We start from the raw sequence: 18,300 nt of genomic DNA, 5'->3' as shown, positions 1-18,300 counted from the left end.
CACAACGCATCAGCGGCGGCGATACGTGATCGCCGCCGTCATTCGACGCACGCGCGGCAGAATAAGATTCCCGCTTTCCAGTGAGGTCAGGAACCTTTGGCCAGCTCTGCCCAGAGCGCGGCACTCGCGTGAATCCCCCGGTGGAATGCATCCAGGCTGAAATGCTCGTTCGGGCTGTGGAGGTTGTCCGTGTTCTGGCCCCATCCCAGCAGCAGCGTGTCAACTCCGAGCACCGCCTTGAATGTGCCGACCACCGGGATCGATCCACCCTCACGAATCAGCACCGGCTCGGCTCCGAAGCCGACCTTCACCGCCTTCTTTGCCGCTTTCATGAACGGGCTGTGGATGTCGCACACCGTTGCCGGGCAGCCGTGGTAGGTCTTGAACTCCATCCGGACTGTCGACGGGCAACGGTCCCGGAGGAATTGCTCCAGCGACTTGATGATCGTCTCGTTCTGTTGTGCCGGGACGAGACGACACGTGATCTTGGCCGATGCCTTTGCCGGCACGATCGTTTTCGGACCTTCGCCCTGGTAGCCGCCGGTGATGCCGTTGATGTCGCAGGTCGGCCGGGCCCAACGGCGTTCGAGTGTCGAATAACCAGCCTCGCCGAACGGCGCCGGAGCTCCGAGGGACCGGAGGAACTCCTGCTCGTCAAAAGGGAGAGCCGCGAACTGCTTTCGCTCTTCCGGCAACAGATCAGTCACGTCGTCGTAGAAGCCCGGGACCTGGACGCGCCCCTTGTCGTCGTGGAGCTGGCCGAGCAGTTTTGCAAGGATGTTGCACGGATTCGCGATCGAACCACCAAAGATGCCGCTGTGCAGATCCTGACTGGGTCCGTGCAAAGTGACCTCGCAGGCCACGATCCCTCGCAGACCGTAAGTAATGGCCGGAATTCCGGGCGCGTATTGGCTTGTATCACTGACGACAGCGACATCGCACTTCAACTGCTCCTTCCTCGATTCGAGGAAGCGGTCGAGGTTGTCGCTACCGACTTCTTCTTCCCCTTCGATGACGAACTTCACGTTCACCGGAAGCGACTTCACGGACTTGAGCCACGCCTCTACCGACTTGATGTGAGTCAGCATCTGTCCTTTGTCATCGGTGGCCCCCCGCGCGTAGATGAGGCCGTCACGGACATCGGGTTCGAACGGAGGAGTCTTCCATTCCGCCAGCGGATCGGGTGGTTGAACGTCGTAGTGCCCATAGACGAGCACGGTCGGCGCCCCGGGTGCCTTGAGCCACTCGCCGTACACGATCGGATGTCCGTCGGTTTCGACAAGATCGGAAGCGACGCCCGCTTGCGTGAGCTGGTCGCGAACCCACTCGGCCGCGCGACGCACGTCCCCCTGGTGGGCGGAGACCGCGCTGACACTGGGGATTCGTAGAAAGGTCTTGAGTTCCTCGACGAATCGATCAGAATGATCTTTGAGAAACGCTTCGACCTCTGTCATTGCAACCTCGGGCTCGTGAAGGGGTGTTGCACAATGGCACAAAATTGTTGCAAAATGCGACGTTTTCTGGCCAATGGTTCTTGCGAAAGTCGATGAACAGGGTAACATCACCCTGAAACGCGTCCAGCAGCATGTGGGGACGCGGTCGAAGTGGCTAGTTTTCAGCAAGAATCCACCACCCCTTCAGGGTGTTTGTTCCTCTCGTGCAGAGGCAGCCATGCGCGCTGGTCGCATTGCCGGAGCCTGGGGCTCCTTCATCCTCGCGGGTCTGTCCGCCGTGTGCGCGGACCTCAGCGCTTCAGACACCGCGGCCAAGACCGGCCTCACGCAGAACGAGCGGATCCATCTCGGGCGCGAAGTGTTCACCATGAACTTCGCGCGCCCTACGTCCCTGGCCGGCGACGGGCAGCTCGGGACCCGCGGCAACGGGCTGGGGCCACTTCTTAATGACACCTCTTGTGTGAACTGTCATCACCAGGGAGGCGTCGGCGGCGCCGGGGGAATCCAGAACAACGTCCTGATGGTGGGGATCGTCACGCGGCCGAATCCCGGTGTTTCGGTCGACGCCCTGCTCCGCGATGCCCGCCGGGTCCACCCGGGGTTCAGCGACGATTCTCCCGTCAAGGTGCTCCATCGTTTTGCTCTTTCTGATTCCGAAAAATCCCGCGGATATGATTCGTGGCGCGACCTCGTTCTCGAGGGCTTCAAAGCCAACCCCGAAGAGCCGACCGTGAAGCCGCTCCGGCAAAAGGCAGGCGTCGCAACACTGGAACTCGTCCAGCGGAATACGCCCTCCCTGTTCGGCATTGGACTCATCGAACGACTGCGCGGCCCCGCGGGCGAAGCGGCCCGCCGCAGGCAGGCGTTGAAGCAGGTCGAGAAGACCCCCTGGATCACCGGCCGCATTCCGCTGACTCCCCATCGCAAGCCCGGCTGGTTCGGCGCGCGGGGCCAGGTGGATTCCCTCGAGAGCTTCGTGAAATCAGCCTGTGCCAATGAAATGGGCCTGCAGGTTTCCGGATTTCAGGAAGTCGACCTGCAACCTACCAACGACCCCGAGAAGCCATCGAAGCGTAAGAAGTCCAACGGACGCGTCGACCTCAATGCCATCGAAACGGACGCTCTGATCGCGTTCATTTCGGATCTTCCAAGACCGGTCGAACAGGTGGCTCTTACCCCCGAGGAAGTCCAGCGGCATGCGAGCGGCAAGCTGGCCTTCAACGACCTCGGCTGCGCCGATTGCCACGTTCAGGATCTCGGTTCCGCTCGTGGAATCTACAGCGACATGCTGCTGCACGAGATGGGTGAAAGCATGGCCGACGTGCAGACGGCCGTCCCCGAATTGAAGGTCAAGCGGACCGCGACGCAGGTCGCCTCGGGCGGAGGAGGCGGATACGGAAGCACCGTCTCCATGAGGACGCTCGTGAACGTCGACATTGAAGAAGTCCCCTCCAATCCGGAGCGCGAGTGGAAGACGCCGCCGCTCTGGGGGGTGCGTGACTCCTATCCCTACCTCCACGATGGACGTGCGCTGACCCTGGAGGATGCCATTCTCCAGCACGGCGGCGAAGCCGAGCCTGCTGCGACGGCCTTTCGACTGGCTCCGGCCGGTCGTCAGCGAGATTTGATTTCCTTCCTGGAATCGCTGCAGGCGCCGCCGACAGCCGAAGCCCCCGAACTGTAGCCACCTTGCCGCCGAAGCTTATGTCGATTGATCCGGGGGGAACCGCGTCAGCCTGTGCGTCCTTCCGTGTCCTGATTGTCGCGTCAAAAGGAGTCACGAATGCCGACTCGCAGCCTGGTCGTGCTGGCCTGTCTCGCTTCGACATCGCAAAGCGCCATCGCCGGTGAACTTCCCCCCCCTCCGGGACACGCGTCGTCCGCGACGATCGCCGCCGGCCGTGAACTGTTCACGATGAACTTCGCCAAACCCAGCGAGGAGAAATTCCCCCGCGGCCTGGGGCACAACGGTAACGGGCTGGGACCGCTGTTCAATGAAACCTCGTGCGTGGCCTGCCACAATCAGGGCGGTCCCGGCGGCGGGGGAAGCCTTGAACACAATGTTGATGTTCTCGGGATCGTCATCGAAGGGCAGCCCAAAGGGACGGCGAGCCAGATCGTGCGTGACGCCCAGGCAGTCCACCCGGGCCTGTCCGAGAACAAGCCCCTGTTGCTGGTCCAACGATTTGCAGCCGGTGACAGTCGCCGTGTCGAAGCCTATGACGCCTGGCGAGATTCCTTCTTCGCGGCATTCGAACGTCCTTCCAACAGCATGCTGCCGCGGCGCCGCTCCAACGGAGTCGCCACAGTTGAGCTGGTCCAACGGAATACCCCTGCACTCTGGGGCTCGGGAGAAATTGAAAGCCTCAGGCAGGCTGGCGGCGACGAAATCCGGCGACGACTGGCAGACGAGATTACGGCGAAAAAGCCCTGGATCACTGGTCGGCCGCCGATTTCATTGACAGGTGACGATGGCTGGTACGGCTGGCGTGGTCAGGTGGCGTCGCTCGACGGGATTGTGCGGGGGGCTTGTGCGTCCGAGTTAGGGATCCAGGTCGAGGGTGCAGCGGAATCGACTCATCCGCTGCTCGAGGAACGCCCTGTTCGCGGCCGGAAGTCGGCCACGAAGACTGTCGACCTGACAGAACAGCAGATCCATCAGCTTGTCTCGTTCGTCAGCGAGTTGCCCCGTCCCGTCCGCCGGACTCCGGACGCTTCCAACTCGCAGATCGTGATGGCCGGCGAAAAGGCCTTCGAGTCCGTGGGATGCGCGGACTGTCATGTTCCGGACCTTGGCTCAGTGAAGGGGATGTATAGCGATCAGTTGCTTCACGACATGGGCCCCCAGACCAGCGACGTCCAGATTTCAGCGCCCCTCCGACGCACTCGCACGGTGACTCGTTCGCAGGCAGGTCTCCCGAGCGGCGGCGGCTACTACGAAATGGGCGGCAGCGTAACGACTCTGATGCAGGACATTCGAACGACCGAGGTCACCGGAATCGTTCCGACGCGTCGGGCCATGGAATGGAAGACCCCGCCGCTCTGGGGCGTCCGCGACTCATATCCCTACTTCCACGATGGCCGCGCACCGACTTTGAAGGACGCAATTCGGATGCATGGCGGCGAGGCTGAGAAGTCCGCCCAGGAATTCAACGCCCTCGATGAGGCATCGCAGAACGCGCTGATCACCTTCCTGGAGTCATTGACATTGCCCGCTGAGCAGGAACGGTTTGCGACTCGCTGACTCTGCGCAACCGGCTTCGAAGTTGAGGTCAGAATGCCTGTACCTACCCCCCTGAACCATACGCTCCTCGTTCTCGCCTTCGCCCTCGCGGCGCCTCTCGCGGGTTCCGGCGCGGCTGCAGATGAGACCACGCCCGCGGCCGCCAGTCCGGTCGCCGCCAGTATCGCCCACCTCCTCAATGTGGATGCGAGTCCGGGGAAGGCACAGGTCGAGGAGGCCGAGCGGCGCTACAGGGACGCCATCTCCCTTGCCCCCGGAGACGCACGCGTGGAATACGCGTACTCGCTCATCCTTCAGAAGCAGTTCAAAGCCACGGAGGCGAGATCACATCTCCAACGATCTCTCCAGTTGAATTCACACTATCCGCCAGCCCTGAAGACCCTCATCCGCGAAGCGATCAAGGCCCAGAAGTTTCAGGATGCGCGTGAACGAATCGCGGCGTTCGCCACCTATCTCGTTGAACACGAGCCATCGAATGTCGAGCAATCCGAATGGCTGGGACGCATCGTGGGCACAGTCATCCATGCCCTCGGAACCGATGATGCGAAGGTGATCTTCGCCTATCAGGACCGTCTGTTTCGCGTTTCCTTTCCACCCTTAATGCGATCGGCCTACGAACGAGGCTTCAACTCGATCGAGGCGGAGCTCTCGGAACTGACGGAAAGCATCGAGGAGGCCAAATCTGGCGCAGCAGTCCAGCGACAGGCCAAGAAGGCGGAAGTCGATGCCCAGCTCGTCGACCAGCAGAATGAAATCAAGCGGAAGCAGCAGGACGCGACGAAGACCCGACAGAAATGGGACGAGTGGATCACGGACCAGACGGCCAAGGCTGATGATCTGCTCCGCGAGCAAGAGAAACGATTTCAGGATCTGGACCGGGCCGTGACGAATCAGGTTGGAGTGGTCGCTGCGCTCCGGCTTCAACTGGATCGCGTCGAACGCAACATGACGCCCATCACTTCGACGTCCCTGGTAACCGGATTCAGGTCGACGCCGAGAGAACGTGTTGAACTGGCTTTGTTTGCGGAAGAACAAAAACTGGGAGTCATCTACTCTCAGCAGGAGGCAGTCTCACGACAGGCAGCCGAAATCCTGAACGGCCGGCGCAACGCCGTAGCCGAGTATCAGCGGGCGACCGGCGTGGCTCTCAAGGAAGCGGCGAATCTCGATCGCTGGGAGAAGCGCACCAAGGCCGTCTCGGAAAACATGAAGAAAGCGGCCGAAAAGAAGCCGGCCCAGGTGGCGGCGCTCGAAACGCGGATCAAATCGCTGAACACCTGGGACCCATCGGATTTCGAGACGGAGAAACGCCGTCTTCTCGCTGATCTCGGTGTCGTGAACACCGACAAATGAAGCCCAGAACCGACCTCTGAGCACAGTCGACGTGTGTCACGTCGAGAACTGCGACTGAGACTGGCCTTCAACAACCAGGCGTCGAAGAAAAATAGAATACGGCCGCTGCCCCGGGACAGCGGCCGGCAGAAGTCCACGTCAGGAGTGGCGCGGCGGGCAACAGGCCTCGAGGAGTGTGCTCCATTCCAGTGGAGTGCACGACTCGAGGCCGCGTCGCGCGCCGGCCCGCAAAGTGCAAGCGAGCTCGCCACCCGCTCCCGTTCCTAGACTTCGTCCTCGGCCACCTTCGCGGCCGCGATGATCTTCTGCTGCTCCTGCGGGGGGACCGTCTCGTAGTGGCTGAACTCCATCGTGAAGGAGCCCTGTCCGCCCGTCATGCTCGACAGGCTTCGGGCATAGGTCGTCACTTCCGACAACGGGGCGTGGGCTTTCACCACCGTCATCCCGCCGGGCGCATTGTCCATCCCCTCCATCCGACCCCGGCGACTGTTGAGATCGCTCGTGATGTCGCCCAGCTTCGCCTGGGGAATCGTGATATCGAGGTGGACAATCGGCTCGAGCAGCGCCGGCCGGGCCTTCAGGAACACCTCCTTGAAGCACATCCGGGCGGCCGTCTTGAACGCGTTCTCGTTGGAATCGACCGGATGGTCCTTCCCGAAGAACAACTCCACGACAACGTCCTGGACCTGGCAGCCGGCCAGCACTCCCTTCTCGAGTCTTTCGCGAACCCCCTTCTCCACCGCCGGGATGAACTGGTTCGGCACCGAACCGCCGGTCACGCGGTCAATGAAGCAGAAGTTGTGGGCCGGGTCGTAGTGGTAATGGCGGAGACTGGTGAACCGCTCCGACGTGAAATACTCCTCAGGGTTCACGCCCTGCGGACAGGGGGAGATCCTGAGATGGACCTCTGCAAACTGGCCGGCCCCACCCGACTGCTTCTTGTGCCGGTAGCTTCCTTCGGCGCTGGTGGTCACCGTCTCGTGATACGGGACTCGCGGCGTATGGACGATGACGTCGACTTTCTCACGATTGTGCAGCCGGTTGCGGACGAGCTGCAGATGCAGTTCGCTCATGCCGTGCATGACCATCTCGTGCGTCTGCTCCTCACGAGAGACCGTAAAAGTCGGGTCTTCATCTTCGATCTTGTGCAGTGCGCCAGAGATCTTCTGCTGGTCCGCCTGGCTCTTCGGTTCGACGGCCAGGGCGATCATCGGAATCGGGAAGGTAAACGGCCGCGTTGCCAGGCCGTCGATGCCCGATGTCAGCAGATCGCCCGTGCGGAGGTCGTCCGCCTTGACCAGGACAACCAGTTCGCCCGGCCCGGCCTCGCTCAATGCTTCGTGCTGCGCCCCCTGGACGTCCAGCATCTGGTGAGCCTTCAGCATTTTCCCGCTGCGTTCGTTCTTCAGCGAGGCGTCCTTTTTCAGGGTCCCTGAGTACAGACGCGCGAAGCTCATCCGCGAGACGAACGGGTCGATCCGCGTCTTGAAAACGCGGGCCACGACCGGGCCGTCCGGAAGGGGCTCGATTACCAGATCCTGCCCGTTCTGCTTCGCCTTAAGCGGCAGGGGAATCGGCGAAGGAGCATAGGCGACCAGCGCATCCATGAACTCGGCGACGCCGATATCCTTCTTCGCCGCCATGAAGAAAATGGGGATCAGGGCCCCATCGGCGATCGCGTGCACCATCGCCCGGGACAGTTCCTCGGACTCGAGAGAAACGCCGCTCAGGTATTTCTCCATCAGCGCTTCGTCCGCTTCCACGGCCGCGTCGATCAATTCCTGGTGCGCGTGGGCCAGGTCAACCGGCAGTCCGGCGGGAGCATTGGCCGGCGGGTCGAGGGCGCTGATCACCGCGGTGAATCGATTCCCGGTTCCGTTTGGAGCATTCATCAGCGCGCAGTGCGTGCCGAAGAGTTCATGGAGATTGCCGAGCAGCGCAGGCAGATCAATGTTCTCGCCGTCGCACTTGTTGATGACGACCATCCGCGCCTTGGACGCTTCTTCCGCCAGCTGGAACGCCCTGCGGGTGTTGGCCTCGATGCCCGAGGTGGCCGAGATCACGATCACGGCCGTTTCGACGGCGTCGAGGCCGGAGATCGTATGCCCGATGAAGTCGGGATAGCCGGGTGAGTCGATCAGGTTGACGCGGCAGCCGTTGTGATCGAAGTGGGCCAGGTGGGACGTGACGGAATGCTTACGTTCCTTTTCGTCGTCGTCCGTATCGAGCAGGCTGGTTCCGTCGTCGGGGCATCCCGGCCGGGTGTTCTTGCCCGCCTTGTAGAGCATCCGGTCGGCCAGAGTCGTCTTTCCGACGGCTCCATGCCCCGCGAAAACAATGTTGCGAATGCAGTCGACTGCGTATCTGACCATCGTTGAGCACTCCCCTTGGACAGGTGAAACACGACGAACCGGCAGATCGAGTTGTCGGACGCAGAACGCGTCCCGCCGGCACATGAAGAGCCGGCGTGGTGGGTGGATTCAGAATACCCGCCCGGTGAGACGCTCGCCAGATGCTGCCCTCGCGGACAGCACCTGGAGCAACTCAAAGCGCAAAGAAAAAGGCGGCTGCCCCATTGGAGCAGCCGCCGGATTTTCTCAAGAACATGCCGGGTTTCAGCGCGGTCTCAGGGGAGCGTGCCGGGAGGAATGCCTGACGCGTTGTTGACCGGGATCAGCGGCCTGCGATTGGGCTTCACGCGATCGTGAAGGTACGGGGGCAGGAGTTCGTTAACGATCAGGCCGGTCGAGTCGGTTCCGATGAAATCTCCCAGATCCCGGCGGGCGATGTTTCCCATCGCGATCGCGCTCCGGCCCGTCAGACCGATCCGGCTCGTCCCCCCCACATGCACATCGGTATCGGCTCCGTCGTCAATCGTCACGTTGAACCGGCTGAGGACTGCGGCAATGCCCAGCCCAAGCGTCTGGGTCTTCAGCAGGGGCCCGGCGCCGCCGCCAGCGAAGAGCAGTGCCACGGGCCGCTTGTCTTCGAGCGTCACGATGAGCGAGCCGGAGTCCCCCGGCGCTCCAAGCGACGGGTACTGGTCGAGAGCCAGGAATTCGTCAACGCGGAACCACTCGGTGTCTTCGTTCTGGGCCGCCCCGGCGATCGTCACCATCGTGTTCACAACGGACGTGTATCCCCGCGTGTAACCCGTCGTGCGTCCGTACTTCTGCACCTGCAGATTGATGCGGTTGTTGGGAAGCACCCGGCTTGATGGTGCGCCATATCCGTCCGTGGGAGTTGCAAAGCCGACGGCCGGCACGATGTCGCCCACATCGTTGGTGGAGTTCGACACTTCCATCAGCGCGGCATCGATGAAGTTGAACGTCAGACCCGGCCGGAAGAATGGGCCGGTCGTGATGCTGTTCTGGAAGGCAGTGAAGTCGGCCAGAATGCCGATTGTATTCACGTCCTCCTGTGCCAGGCAGTTGTTGTCGCCCTGGCCAGGCTGAACAATCAGTTGCCCGACCGTAGCGAGCCCCATGTCCCCCCAGACGTGCGAGTTGCTGAGTGCATAGAGCTTCCCGCCAGGGTCCTTCACCCGCACGCCAATCGTTCCAGTGGCACATGTCGCCGTATCAGCGTTGAACGTGGAAACGCCAATCGGCACCGGGCGTTCGAATCGCTGCGTCGGATCGACGGGAGTCACCAGACTCGGCGATGCCGACGCCCTGACGCCGCTTTTCGTGCTGGCAGCGGCGCCCTGATCCCGCGTTCTCTTCGACTGGGCCTGTCCGCCGCGCGCGAAAGTGACGGAGTTCTGCGCCGGTCCGCCCTTGAATCCGCCCGGGATCGGCTCCACGTCGACCGTCAGGTTTCCAACCGTACCGGGCAGCGACTTCGCCGCCGCCCGCGTTTCCGTATAGACCCGCAGGGCCAGGTTTCCTTTGGCGTCTTCAGTGATGCCGGTTCCAAAGACGTCGGGCTTCTTCAGCAGGTCGGGCGTCACCTGCCGCTGCAGGGCGATCGCCGCGTCGAGGTCCGCCTGGTTGTAGCTCTTTCCGCGGGTCGCGAAGTCAGCGTCCTCACGCGCCTGCTTTTCACGGGCCATCTTCGCGGCGTCCGGCGTTCCCTGCCGGCCGAAGACTTTCGTCACCAACTGCAGCCTGTTTGCCTCGTCTTGCGTCAGCCCTTCGGGAAGCGAGAAGGCCAGCGGGAACGATGTGGTCATGCCGCCGGGAAGCAATTCCTGGTCGGCCGGAAGCAGTTCAAAGACCGGCTTTCCCTTTGACGTTTCGACCGTGTGACTCCCCACCTGGACGTTGGCGATTCCCGTTTCCTCAATCACGAGGAAGATCGGCCCGGCGACGGCGGAGTCGGTCTTGTTCCACAGCGCGACGGTCAGTTCGCCCTGTCCTTTGGCCGTTTCGCGAAGCCGTCCGCCCACCACGACTTCCACCTGTCGGGAAAAGTCTTTCACCGGGGCCGGGCGAGCCGCGACCGCGATGTCGGCTGACCACGCAGCCAGGGCGGAAAGCAGGGCGAATTTCCAGGCCGGTCGAGGCACGGGTTGTCTCCTGGTGGATCGGGGGCCGGACGTCGACTCGCGCCGATCCGCCAACGGTGTTTGGACTGGTGATTTCGACGACAGCGGCGGCACTCAAGACCGCCTGACAGGCGCAGTTTCTGCAGAACCCCAAAACCTAACCCGCGCCCTGAGAGGAGTCAACATGCGCCTGCAAACCTCCAGCGTGAAATGAGTTCCGGCGGATCGACGCTGCGAGTTCTGCCGAATGCCCAACCCGCACAATCGGACGATTCCCCTTGAATCAGTTGAGTCGCCAACCCTTTCGGACCGAATCATTTTGAGCCGGATGATTTGCCCTCGAAGGATCGATAATGGCGCCCGACGGATTCGTACCCACCGCGGCCGAGCTTCGGACAAGTTCATCCGCAGGGCTGGTTCAACGACTGCTCTCCGCCGCGCACGGTCTCGAACGCCGCTTCGATGACTGCTTTTCTCCGCTCGGGCTGAACCTCACCCGCGCCGAAGTGCTGGCGTATGTCGCCCGGCACGGCAGCGACGGATGTGCTCAGACCGACCTTGCCGCGGCCCTGCGGCTGTCGGAATCGAACATCTGCACGCTCATCGAGCGGATGCGGGCCGACGGTTGGCTGCTCCGCATGCGATCAAATGTCGACCGACGCAAGTCGATCGTCATGCTCAGCCCTCGGGGGCTGGACGTCATGGACGAACTGCTCGAGTCACGGCGTCGCCAGGCGGCCGAACTCCTGGGCGCCCTGGAAACCGGCCAGCTCGAAACTCTCAATCGACTGCTCGACGCTGTTCTCGACTCGCTCGCAGGGTCCGTCACGCCCTCGACCAGCACCATTGAACTCCGGAGGGCCTCATGAACACGGCCCTGCCTTTCTTCCATGTCTTACGCATGCTGTCGCCGCGCAGTCGCAGGTGGATCACCGGCGCACTTCTGCTGGCGACACTGCCCGGATGCTCGCGGCAGTTCTGGCGGCGCCAGGCCGACATGGATGTTTATGAAGCGGAATCGCAGAAGCTGATGGATCCGCGCTGGGCCGTGCCGCGTGTCGACATCACTCCCGATCAGCGCAGCCGGTTCTTTGACCCGTACGATCCTGACAAGCCGCCACTCCCGCCGGACGATCCGTTCGCCCACCAGTACATGCATTGCGTGGATGGATGGGAAGGCTACAAGGGCTGGCATGGGTTCGGCGACACGGCGACGGTCGAAAATCCCCAGTGGCTGGCCAACTTCGGCATCACCCCGGAGATGATCGATCCGGTCACCGGCCAGTACACAGCAGCCCTGCCGGCGCTCAAGGGGCTTACCCTGCAGCAAGCCGTCGAGCTGTCGCTCATTCACAGCCGCGACTACCAGACGCAGCTGGAGAACGTGTACCTCGCCGCGCTGCAGGTGACCTTCCAGCGGTTCCAGTTCGGGGTGCGCTATCTGGGAACCGTCGGGGAACCGTCCGCCGGCCTGACCACGGTCGTCTCCCCGGATGGGACGACGGCCAACGACCGCACGATCGGCAGCACGCGTTTCGGCATCAGCCAGGTCCTCCCGTCGGGAGCCCAGTGGATCGTTGAACTGTCCAACAACACGATCTGGCTGTTCGGTGGCGGCGGATCGACCAATACGGCGTCTCTCCTCGCCTACCAGATCACACAGCCGCTGTTCTTCGGGGCGGGTCGCAAGGTCGTCCTCGAAGCGCTCACGCAGGCCGAGCGAAACCTGCTCTACGTGATTCGCGACCTGGCGCGCTTCCGGCAGCAATTGTTCACGGACGTCGTCGCGACGAACGGGGCGATCAGCTACCTGGGCCTGCTCCAGTCGCGGCAGCAGATCATCAACCAGGAAGAAAACCTGCGCCGCCTGCAGCAGCAGGTGTTCAAGCTGCAGACAAACGCGGAGCGTGGCCGCATCGTCCCGTCGGCGTTTCTGCCCGCGGTCAACGACGCCGTCCCCCCGTATCTGCAGGAGATTCCTGAACAGCTGCGCGGACTGCTGTTTTACGATCTCGCCGCACAGCGGCTTCGCTGGCGCTCCGAAACAACAATGACGCCCGAGCAGTCGACCGCCATCCGCGGGCTGAGCGACGACGAGGATTTCCAGCTGGCGGTCACCGACCTCGTCCGACAGGTCCGCGATCCGGTCAACTCCCTCGACGTGCTGCAGATCCTCTCCCAGTACAACCAGCAGGAAAACACCCTCCGGAACCTCGAACGGAACTTCCAGGACAACCTCGACTCATACAAGATCGAGCTCGGACTTCCGCCGACGATTCCAGTCACTCTCGACGTCAGCCTTCTGGACCAGTTCCAGCTCATCGCTCCACAGATCCTCGAACTCGAGAACGAGGTCGACCAGAAGTTCTCGGCCGCCTGGGCATCCGCCGCAGGGGTTCCGGACCCCAATGGCGTCGAGAGCGACCTCTATGACCTGGAGAAAGTTCGCTCCGTCGCAAAACAGTTCGACGAGCTGGTGAAGAGAGTGCGAGTCGACGTGGCCTCCCGCCTGGAAAGCGAAGTCGGGACCGTCGCTGAGATGGTGCCGCAACGACTTCAGGAACTCAGTGATGAAGATGATCGCCGACGGCTCCAGATCGACTTCGACCGCGATCGCCGCGTCTTCAACTTCAGCGTGAAGGACTTCGAGTCGATCGAATCGCAGGTCGCTGAGCTGGAAGAGCAGCTGGCGCTCTCGCGCGTCGAGAATTCCGCCCTGCAGGCAGCGCACATCCGGATCAAGGAAGCCCAGGAATCACTCGTCCGCTTCGTGCGGACGATGACGGTTCTCGAGGTCGGTCTCCGCGCCGAGATGATTCGCGTCAACGCCTTCGACATGATCGAAGAGCGCTGCCTCGAGCTGGCGCTGCAGAACCGCGTCGACCTGATGAACGCCCGTGGCGACGTCATGGACTCCCGCAGGCTGGTGGAGATCGCGGCCAACCGGCTGCAGGCTGCCCTGGCGCTGACGGCCGAGGGAGACTTCGGTACATCGAACTCGCGAAACCCGCTGTCGTTCGATGAGGACAACGCGGAATTCCGGTTCGGCGTCCAGTTCCGCGCTCCGCTGGACCAGATTGCGGAACGCAATGCCTACCGGACCTCGCTGATCAACTACCAGCGCGCCCGGCGGTCCTACATGCTGTTCGAGGACCAGGTGAAACAACAGGTGCGTCGCGCTTTGCGTGGCATGATCGTCCAGGAGAAGAACCTCGAAACGGCCCGCGGGGCCGTGCGCCGCGCCGCGCTCCAGTATGACGCCCTGAACGAACAGACCGACGATCCCGCGCGGGCTGCCCAGGCGGCCAACAGCACCACCGGCGGTCTGCAGGGTAACAACGTCCTGACGGCGTTGAACTCGATCCTGAACGCCCAGAACCAGTTGATCTCGTCGTGGGTCGATTATGAGCGAAATCGCCTGAATATTTACCGTGATATGGGTATCATGGACATAGGTCCAGACGGCCTCTGGAACGACCCCTTCTACAGGTCCTCCCCGAATGACCCCGCCCTCGAAGTCACGCCCAACCCGCTCTCTCTTCCGACGCCTGCTGGTCCCCGGCCTGATCCTGGGGACGACGGCAGCGGTTTCGGCCGCAGCATTGACGCGCCCCGACTGGATCTCCCTGAGGTTCCTGAACCGCGGTGAGGAACGCACCAACCACCTCGTGACGGAAGTGGTGCGAACGGCGCCATTCCTGGTCTCGGTGGCCGTGCAGGGAACTCTCGACAGCCAGAAGAACGGCACCGTCGTCAACCAGGTCGAAGGGACGACGACGATCATCAACATCGTTCCTGAAGGAACGAAGGTGAAGAAGGGGGATGTCGTCTGTGAGCTCGATGCCTCGGCGATTGACGAGAAGCTGCGACAGCAGTCGATCCAGCTGACGACGGCCGAATCGACTCTGACGACCGCCACCGAGAATCTCCGCATCCAGGAAAACCAGAACGCGAGCGATATCGCCGCTGCGGAACTGGCCAACGACCTGGCGCAGCTCGACCTCGATAAGTATCTGAACGGCGAATACAAGCAGCTGGAGCAGGCGGCCGCCGGCAAGCTCGCGATCGCCAAGGAGGCCGCTGTGCAGGCCGAGGAAAGCCTGTCCTACACCCGGCGGCAGGTCGAAAAGGGAACCAACCAGCAGAACGTGCTCGAAGCGGCACGAATCAAGCGCGATCAGGCAAAGTTCGACCTCGAAAGCGCCACGATGGAACTCAAGGTTCTTGAGGAATACACCCGGCGGCGCACCGAAGCGGAACTTCAGGCGAAGGCCGTCGAAGCGAAGCAGAACATGAAGCGGGTTCAGATCAGCGCCGAGGCGAAGAAGGCGCAGTACGAGAAAGAGGTCGTCTCCAAGACTCTCTCGCTCGCCGTCGAGAAAGAGAAATTCGAGCGTTACTCGAAGCAGAAGGAAGCCTGCACGCTGCGGGCTCCGCAGGATGGCGAAGTCGTGTACGCCAACCTGTCTTCGGAACGGAGCAGCCGCAGCAGTTCCACCGGGCCGGCCATCGAGGTGGGCGCCACTGTCTACGAGCGTCAGGCGATCATCAACCTGCCGGACGTCACGCTGATGAAGGTCAGCTGCCGGGTTCACGAATCGCTGATCGGCCAGGTGCGGAAAGGCCTCGCGGCCCGGGTTCGCGTCGACGCCTATTCCCAGGAGCCCTACGCAGGAACGGTCGCCATTGTTTCTTCCGTTCCGATGAGCGGACGCTGGCCGAACTCCGACCTGCGTGAGTACGACACACAGGTCTACCTCACGGACGACGTGGAGCGCATCCGGAAGCTTCGCCCGGGCCTGACAGCCGCGGTTGAAATCCTCGTCGACAACCGCGATTCGGTGCGGCAGATTCCGATGCAGGGGGTCGTCGCTGTTTCCGACAAACATGTCGCGTTCGTTCTGAACAAGACGGGCAAGGTCGAGCAGCGGATGATCGACATCGGCCAGACCAATCAGTCGCACGTCGAAATCCTCAACGGGCTGGAAGACGGGGAACGCGTCGTCCTGAATCCACGAACGAATTTCGCGGCGGACATTGCGGCCCTGGAAACGAAGCTCGAATCTGAAAAGCCCAAGACCCTCCTGGTCGCCACGGAGGCAGCCGCCGCAAGCCTCGAGGCAGGCTCTCCGCCGGCAGCCAGCGCAGCACCGGAAGGGGGTGTGCCGCGAGCCGGGGGGGCTGCTGGTGGTCGGCCGAACCGCGATCCCAAGGAGGCGTTCGCCTCGATGGATGCCAATTCGGACGGCTCCCTGTCGTCGGACGAACTCCCAGGCCCGATGCAGACCAACTTTGCCGCCATGGACACCGATAGCGACGGAAAGCTCTCCATCGAGGAGTTCACGGCCGGACGCGCCAAGTTCCGTCGGCCGGGCGGCGGCGGGCCAGGTGGAACGGGTGGCGGACCGGGCGGTGGCCGCGGTCCTGAGGGTGAACGCGCGGCAGGCGGCCCCGGAGGCGCGGCCCCCACGGCGCCCTGATCTGTCGCCGCGAACACGATGCCGCATTTTGTGCCAGAGTCCCGGCGGAATCTGGACTGGCATTTCTCCAACACGCCATTAAACTTCCGCCTCGCGCCACCGTAGCTCAGTTGGCAGAGCAGCGCTTTCGTAAAGCGCAGGTCGTCGGTCCGAGTCCGACCGGTGGCTCTTTTCACAACGCAGCAGCAGGCTTCCTCCTGCTGCTGCGTTGTTGTGGTTTCGCCGGTCTCGTGACGCGTACCTCGCCGTCACACGTCGATCAAACCGCTGGTCTCCCCCACTCTCCCGAGCCCTCGCCGGAACCCTGTGGTCGGCCGACTCGCTCCTTCACCGACCGGCGCCCAGCACGTCGGCAATGCTCGCACGTTCCTGCTCGCCTGGCTGTCGGCGCGCTCCCAGAACGGTTCGGTCGTCTTCAGGCTGGAAGACATCGACTCTCCCCGTGTGAAGGCCTGGGCGGCTCAGCAGGCCCTCGACGACCTGCGCTGGCTTGGACTGGACTGGGATTTCGGTCCAGACGTCGGCGGTCCGGATGCGCCTTACAATCAAACACAACGCCAACATTTCTACGCGGCGGCGCTCGAGCAGCTCAAAACGCAGGAGCGGGTCTATCCCTGCACCTGTTCGCGTTCGGACGTGGAAGCGGCCGCCAGCGCGCCGCATGCGGGACAGGAAGGCCCCAGGTACCCTGGGACATGTGCCCACCGCAGGGCCGGCGACGCCGCCCATTTGGCCGGGCGCCCCTTCAGCTGGCGGTTCCGCATGAGCGGCACGGACTCGTTCGACGACAGTCTGCAGGGTCCGCAGTCGCAACGCCTGGACGACCTGGGCGACTTCATCATCGCAAAATCTGACGGCAGTCCGGCCTACCAGTTAGCCGTCGTTCTTGATGACGAGGCCATGGGGGTGACCGAAGTCGTCCGGGGGGACGATCTGCTTCCCAGCGCTTTCCGACAGCGGGCGATTGCCCGCGTCTTCGGCCTGACATCGCCGACGTACGCCCACATCCCGCTCGTGATCGGCCCGGACGGCCGCCGCCTCGCCAAACGACACGGCGACACAAGGATCTCCGTTTTAAGAGAGCAGGGAGTTTCTCCGGAGCGGCTGATCGGCCGACTCGCGCACTCGGTCGGGCTGACCGAAAGCGTCGAGCCGATCACAGCCAGCAAACTCGTTTCCGGCTTTCACTGGTCACGAATTTCTCGCGAGTCGCTGGTCTGGACGATGGAAGACTGGCGCGCGGTCGGTGGGTCCGGCTCGGAAGGTTCGTGACCGCTGCCGCTATTTCGCGAACTCAAGCGTCATGCGCTGAGTTTCGTTGAGCAGCTTCGACTTCAGCTCGATCGTGTCCTTCACCAGCCCCTCCGCCCCTGGCACGCGCATCACGATGTCGATGCTGCGGTTCTTGACGTCGAGCTTTCCGGTGCGGGACGGCTTCTCCAGCCGCCCGTCCTTCGCCAGAACGAACACGCCTTCGGGAATGATCTGACGGTACTTGTCTGTGCCGATCACCGATCCGCTCAGGTCGGAAAGCGAATACGTCGACCGGTTCGCGGGGAGCTTGATCCGGATGACGATGAAGTAGACCTCGCCTTCCAGTGGCGATTCCCCCGGCTCGCCTGGTTTCCCGTCGCGTTCGCGAATCCGACGGCCGTTGTTGTCGATCCCTTGTGGCACGGTCCACGCCGCGAAACTCCCGGCCGTCACCGCCCCACGCGGGAGCCGCAGGAATCCATCCCCCTCACCACCGCCGAATCCGTCTCCGCGGCCTCCGCCGAGGCCCGTTTCCTGAGCGCCGCCCGGAGTGCCAAACGGATGCCCGCGCGTTGCAGCCATCGCCACCGAGTCGACAGTCGCCATCGCACTCGAGGCGTTCTCACCGGCGGCCGGCAGCAAAGGCTCGAGACTCAGCGAAACCGGATCCCCCAGGCCGGCGTTTCCGCCTCCGCCTCCCAGGTTCCCATCAATGATCACCGTCTCGTCGGAGCGAATCGAGGCGCCCTGCACGACGAGAACGGCAAGGACCGCCAGCAGGAATGCGTGGACGGCGAGCGAAAACCCCATCGCGATCCAGCCGCTTTTGAGCGTCTCGCGATCGTCAGCCAGATCATCGTCGGCCGCATTCGCGCGGCGTTCGGCTTTCGCTTCTTTCAACCGCCGGCGGGCTGAACGTGTCAACGGAGCGGCAGCTGCCGGCTCCATCACGGCCGCGGCGCCGAACAGCAGTTCATCTCCCGACTGAGGGGCGGGTGACATCGGCCCCCTCTCCTGAAAGGTCAT

11 protein-coding genes and 1 tRNA gene are annotated in these 18,300 nt (G+C 62.9%); 8 read left to right on the top strand and 4 right to left on the bottom strand.

What is annotated here, in order from left to right:
• Nucleotides 1-86: 86 nt before the first annotated feature.
• Complete coding sequence (locus Pan44_RS23995; RefSeq protein WP_145034282.1) at nucleotides 87-1,454, bottom strand: dipeptidase; 1,368 nt, start codon at nucleotides 1,452-1,454, stop codon at nucleotides 87-89.
• 217 nt (nucleotides 1,455-1,671) lie between these two features.
• On the opposite strand from Pan44_RS23995, the gene Pan44_RS23990 reads away from it, so the two are divergent.
• From Pan44_RS23990 to Pan44_RS23980, 3 genes are all read left to right on the top strand, one after another.
• Nucleotides 1,672-3,138, top strand: a complete 1,467-nt coding sequence (locus Pan44_RS23990) for a di-heme oxidoredictase family protein (protein WP_145034281.1) — start codon at nucleotides 1,672-1,674, stop codon at nucleotides 3,136-3,138.
• A 99-nt stretch (nucleotides 3,139-3,237) separates the two neighbouring features.
• Entirely contained in the window at nucleotides 3,238-4,698 is a 1,461-nt protein-coding gene (locus Pan44_RS23985) for a di-heme oxidoredictase family protein (protein WP_145034280.1), read from the top strand.
• Between the two features lie 33 nt (nucleotides 4,699-4,731).
• Nucleotides 4,732-6,051 (top strand): hypothetical protein, encoded by a 1,320-nt coding sequence (locus Pan44_RS23980; protein ID WP_145034279.1) that lies wholly within the window; start codon nucleotides 4,732-4,734, stop codon nucleotides 6,049-6,051.
• A 263-nt stretch (nucleotides 6,052-6,314) separates the two neighbouring features.
• Here the strand turns inward: Pan44_RS23980 and Pan44_RS23975 are convergent, their stop codons facing one another.
• Both Pan44_RS23975 and Pan44_RS23970 read right to left on the bottom strand, forming a co-directional pair.
• Entirely contained in the window at nucleotides 6,315-8,423 is a 2,109-nt protein-coding gene (locus Pan44_RS23975) for an elongation factor G (RefSeq protein ID WP_145034278.1), read from the bottom strand.
• 254 nt (nucleotides 8,424-8,677) lie between these two features.
• Nucleotides 8,678-10,561: a hypothetical protein gene (locus Pan44_RS23970; protein ID WP_145034277.1), complete on the bottom strand. Its 1,884-nt coding sequence runs from the start codon at nucleotides 10,559-10,561 to the stop codon at nucleotides 8,678-8,680.
• Between the two features lie 332 nt (nucleotides 10,562-10,893).
• Between Pan44_RS23970 and Pan44_RS23965 the strand changes: the two genes are divergently transcribed.
• From Pan44_RS23965 to gluQRS, 5 genes are all read left to right on the top strand, one after another.
• On the top strand, nucleotides 10,894-11,409 hold the full coding sequence (locus tag Pan44_RS23965; RefSeq protein ID WP_145034276.1) for a MarR family winged helix-turn-helix transcriptional regulator: 516 nt from the start codon (nucleotides 10,894-10,896) through the stop codon (nucleotides 11,407-11,409).
• Entirely contained in the window at nucleotides 11,406-14,189 is a 2,784-nt protein-coding gene (locus tag Pan44_RS23960) for a TolC family protein (protein WP_145034275.1), read from the top strand. Before Pan44_RS23965 ends, Pan44_RS23960 begins: the two co-directional genes overlap by 4 nt.
• Nucleotides 14,143-16,020, top strand: coding sequence for a hypothetical protein (locus Pan44_RS23955; RefSeq protein WP_197453611.1), 1,878 nt, complete (start codon nucleotides 14,143-14,145; stop codon nucleotides 16,018-16,020). Before Pan44_RS23960 ends, Pan44_RS23955 begins: the two co-directional genes overlap by 47 nt.
• Nucleotides 16,021-16,115: 95 nt before the next feature.
• Nucleotides 16,116-16,188, top strand: a tRNA-Thr gene (locus Pan44_RS23950).
• Nucleotides 16,189-16,326: 138 nt separating this feature from the next.
• Nucleotides 16,327-17,292: a tRNA glutamyl-Q(34) synthetase GluQRS gene (gene gluQRS, locus Pan44_RS23945; protein WP_145034273.1), complete on the top strand. Its 966-nt coding sequence runs from the start codon at nucleotides 16,327-16,329 to the stop codon at nucleotides 17,290-17,292.
• A 9-nt stretch (nucleotides 17,293-17,301) separates the two neighbouring features.
• Here the strand turns inward: gluQRS and Pan44_RS23940 are convergent, their stop codons facing one another.
• Nucleotides 17,302-18,276 (bottom strand): hypothetical protein, encoded by a 975-nt coding sequence (locus Pan44_RS23940; RefSeq protein WP_145034272.1) that lies wholly within the window; start codon nucleotides 18,274-18,276, stop codon nucleotides 17,302-17,304.
• Nucleotides 18,277-18,300: the final 24 nt, after the last annotated feature.

Origin of the sequence: Caulifigura coniformis (assembly GCF_007745175.1) — a bacterium.
Lineage (GTDB): Bacteria > Planctomycetota > Planctomycetia > Planctomycetales > Planctomycetaceae > Caulifigura > Caulifigura coniformis.
The sequence above is the reverse complement of the archived record's forward strand: the minus strand, read 5'-3'. Positions and strand labels throughout refer to the sequence as shown.

Bases quoted from the DNA above. Each gene is read 5' to 3' on its own strand.
- Pan44_RS23995 (WP_145034282.1), bottom strand. From the start codon at position 1,454: ATGACAGAGGTCGAAGCGTTTCTCAAAGATCATTCTGATCGATTCGTC.
- Pan44_RS23990 (WP_145034281.1), top strand. From the start codon at position 1,672: ATGCGCGCTGGTCGCATTGCCGGAGCCTGGGGCTCCTTCATCCTCGCG.
- Pan44_RS23985 (WP_145034280.1), top strand. From the start codon at position 3,238: ATGCCGACTCGCAGCCTGGTCGTGCTGGCCTGTCTCGCTTCGACATCG.
- Pan44_RS23980 (WP_145034279.1), top strand. From the start codon at position 4,732: ATGCCTGTACCTACCCCCCTGAACCATACGCTCCTCGTTCTCGCCTTC.
- Pan44_RS23975 (WP_145034278.1), bottom strand. From the start codon at position 8,423: ATGGTCAGATACGCAGTCGACTGCATTCGCAACATTGTTTTCGCGGGG.
- Pan44_RS23965 (WP_145034276.1), top strand. From the start codon at position 10,894: ATGGCGCCCGACGGATTCGTACCCACCGCGGCCGAGCTTCGGACAAGT.
- Pan44_RS23960 (WP_145034275.1), top strand. From the start codon at position 11,406: ATGAACACGGCCCTGCCTTTCTTCCATGTCTTACGCATGCTGTCGCCG.
- Pan44_RS23940 (WP_145034272.1), bottom strand. From the start codon at position 18,276: ATGTCACCCGCCCCTCAGTCGGGAGATGAACTGCTGTTCGGCGCCGCG.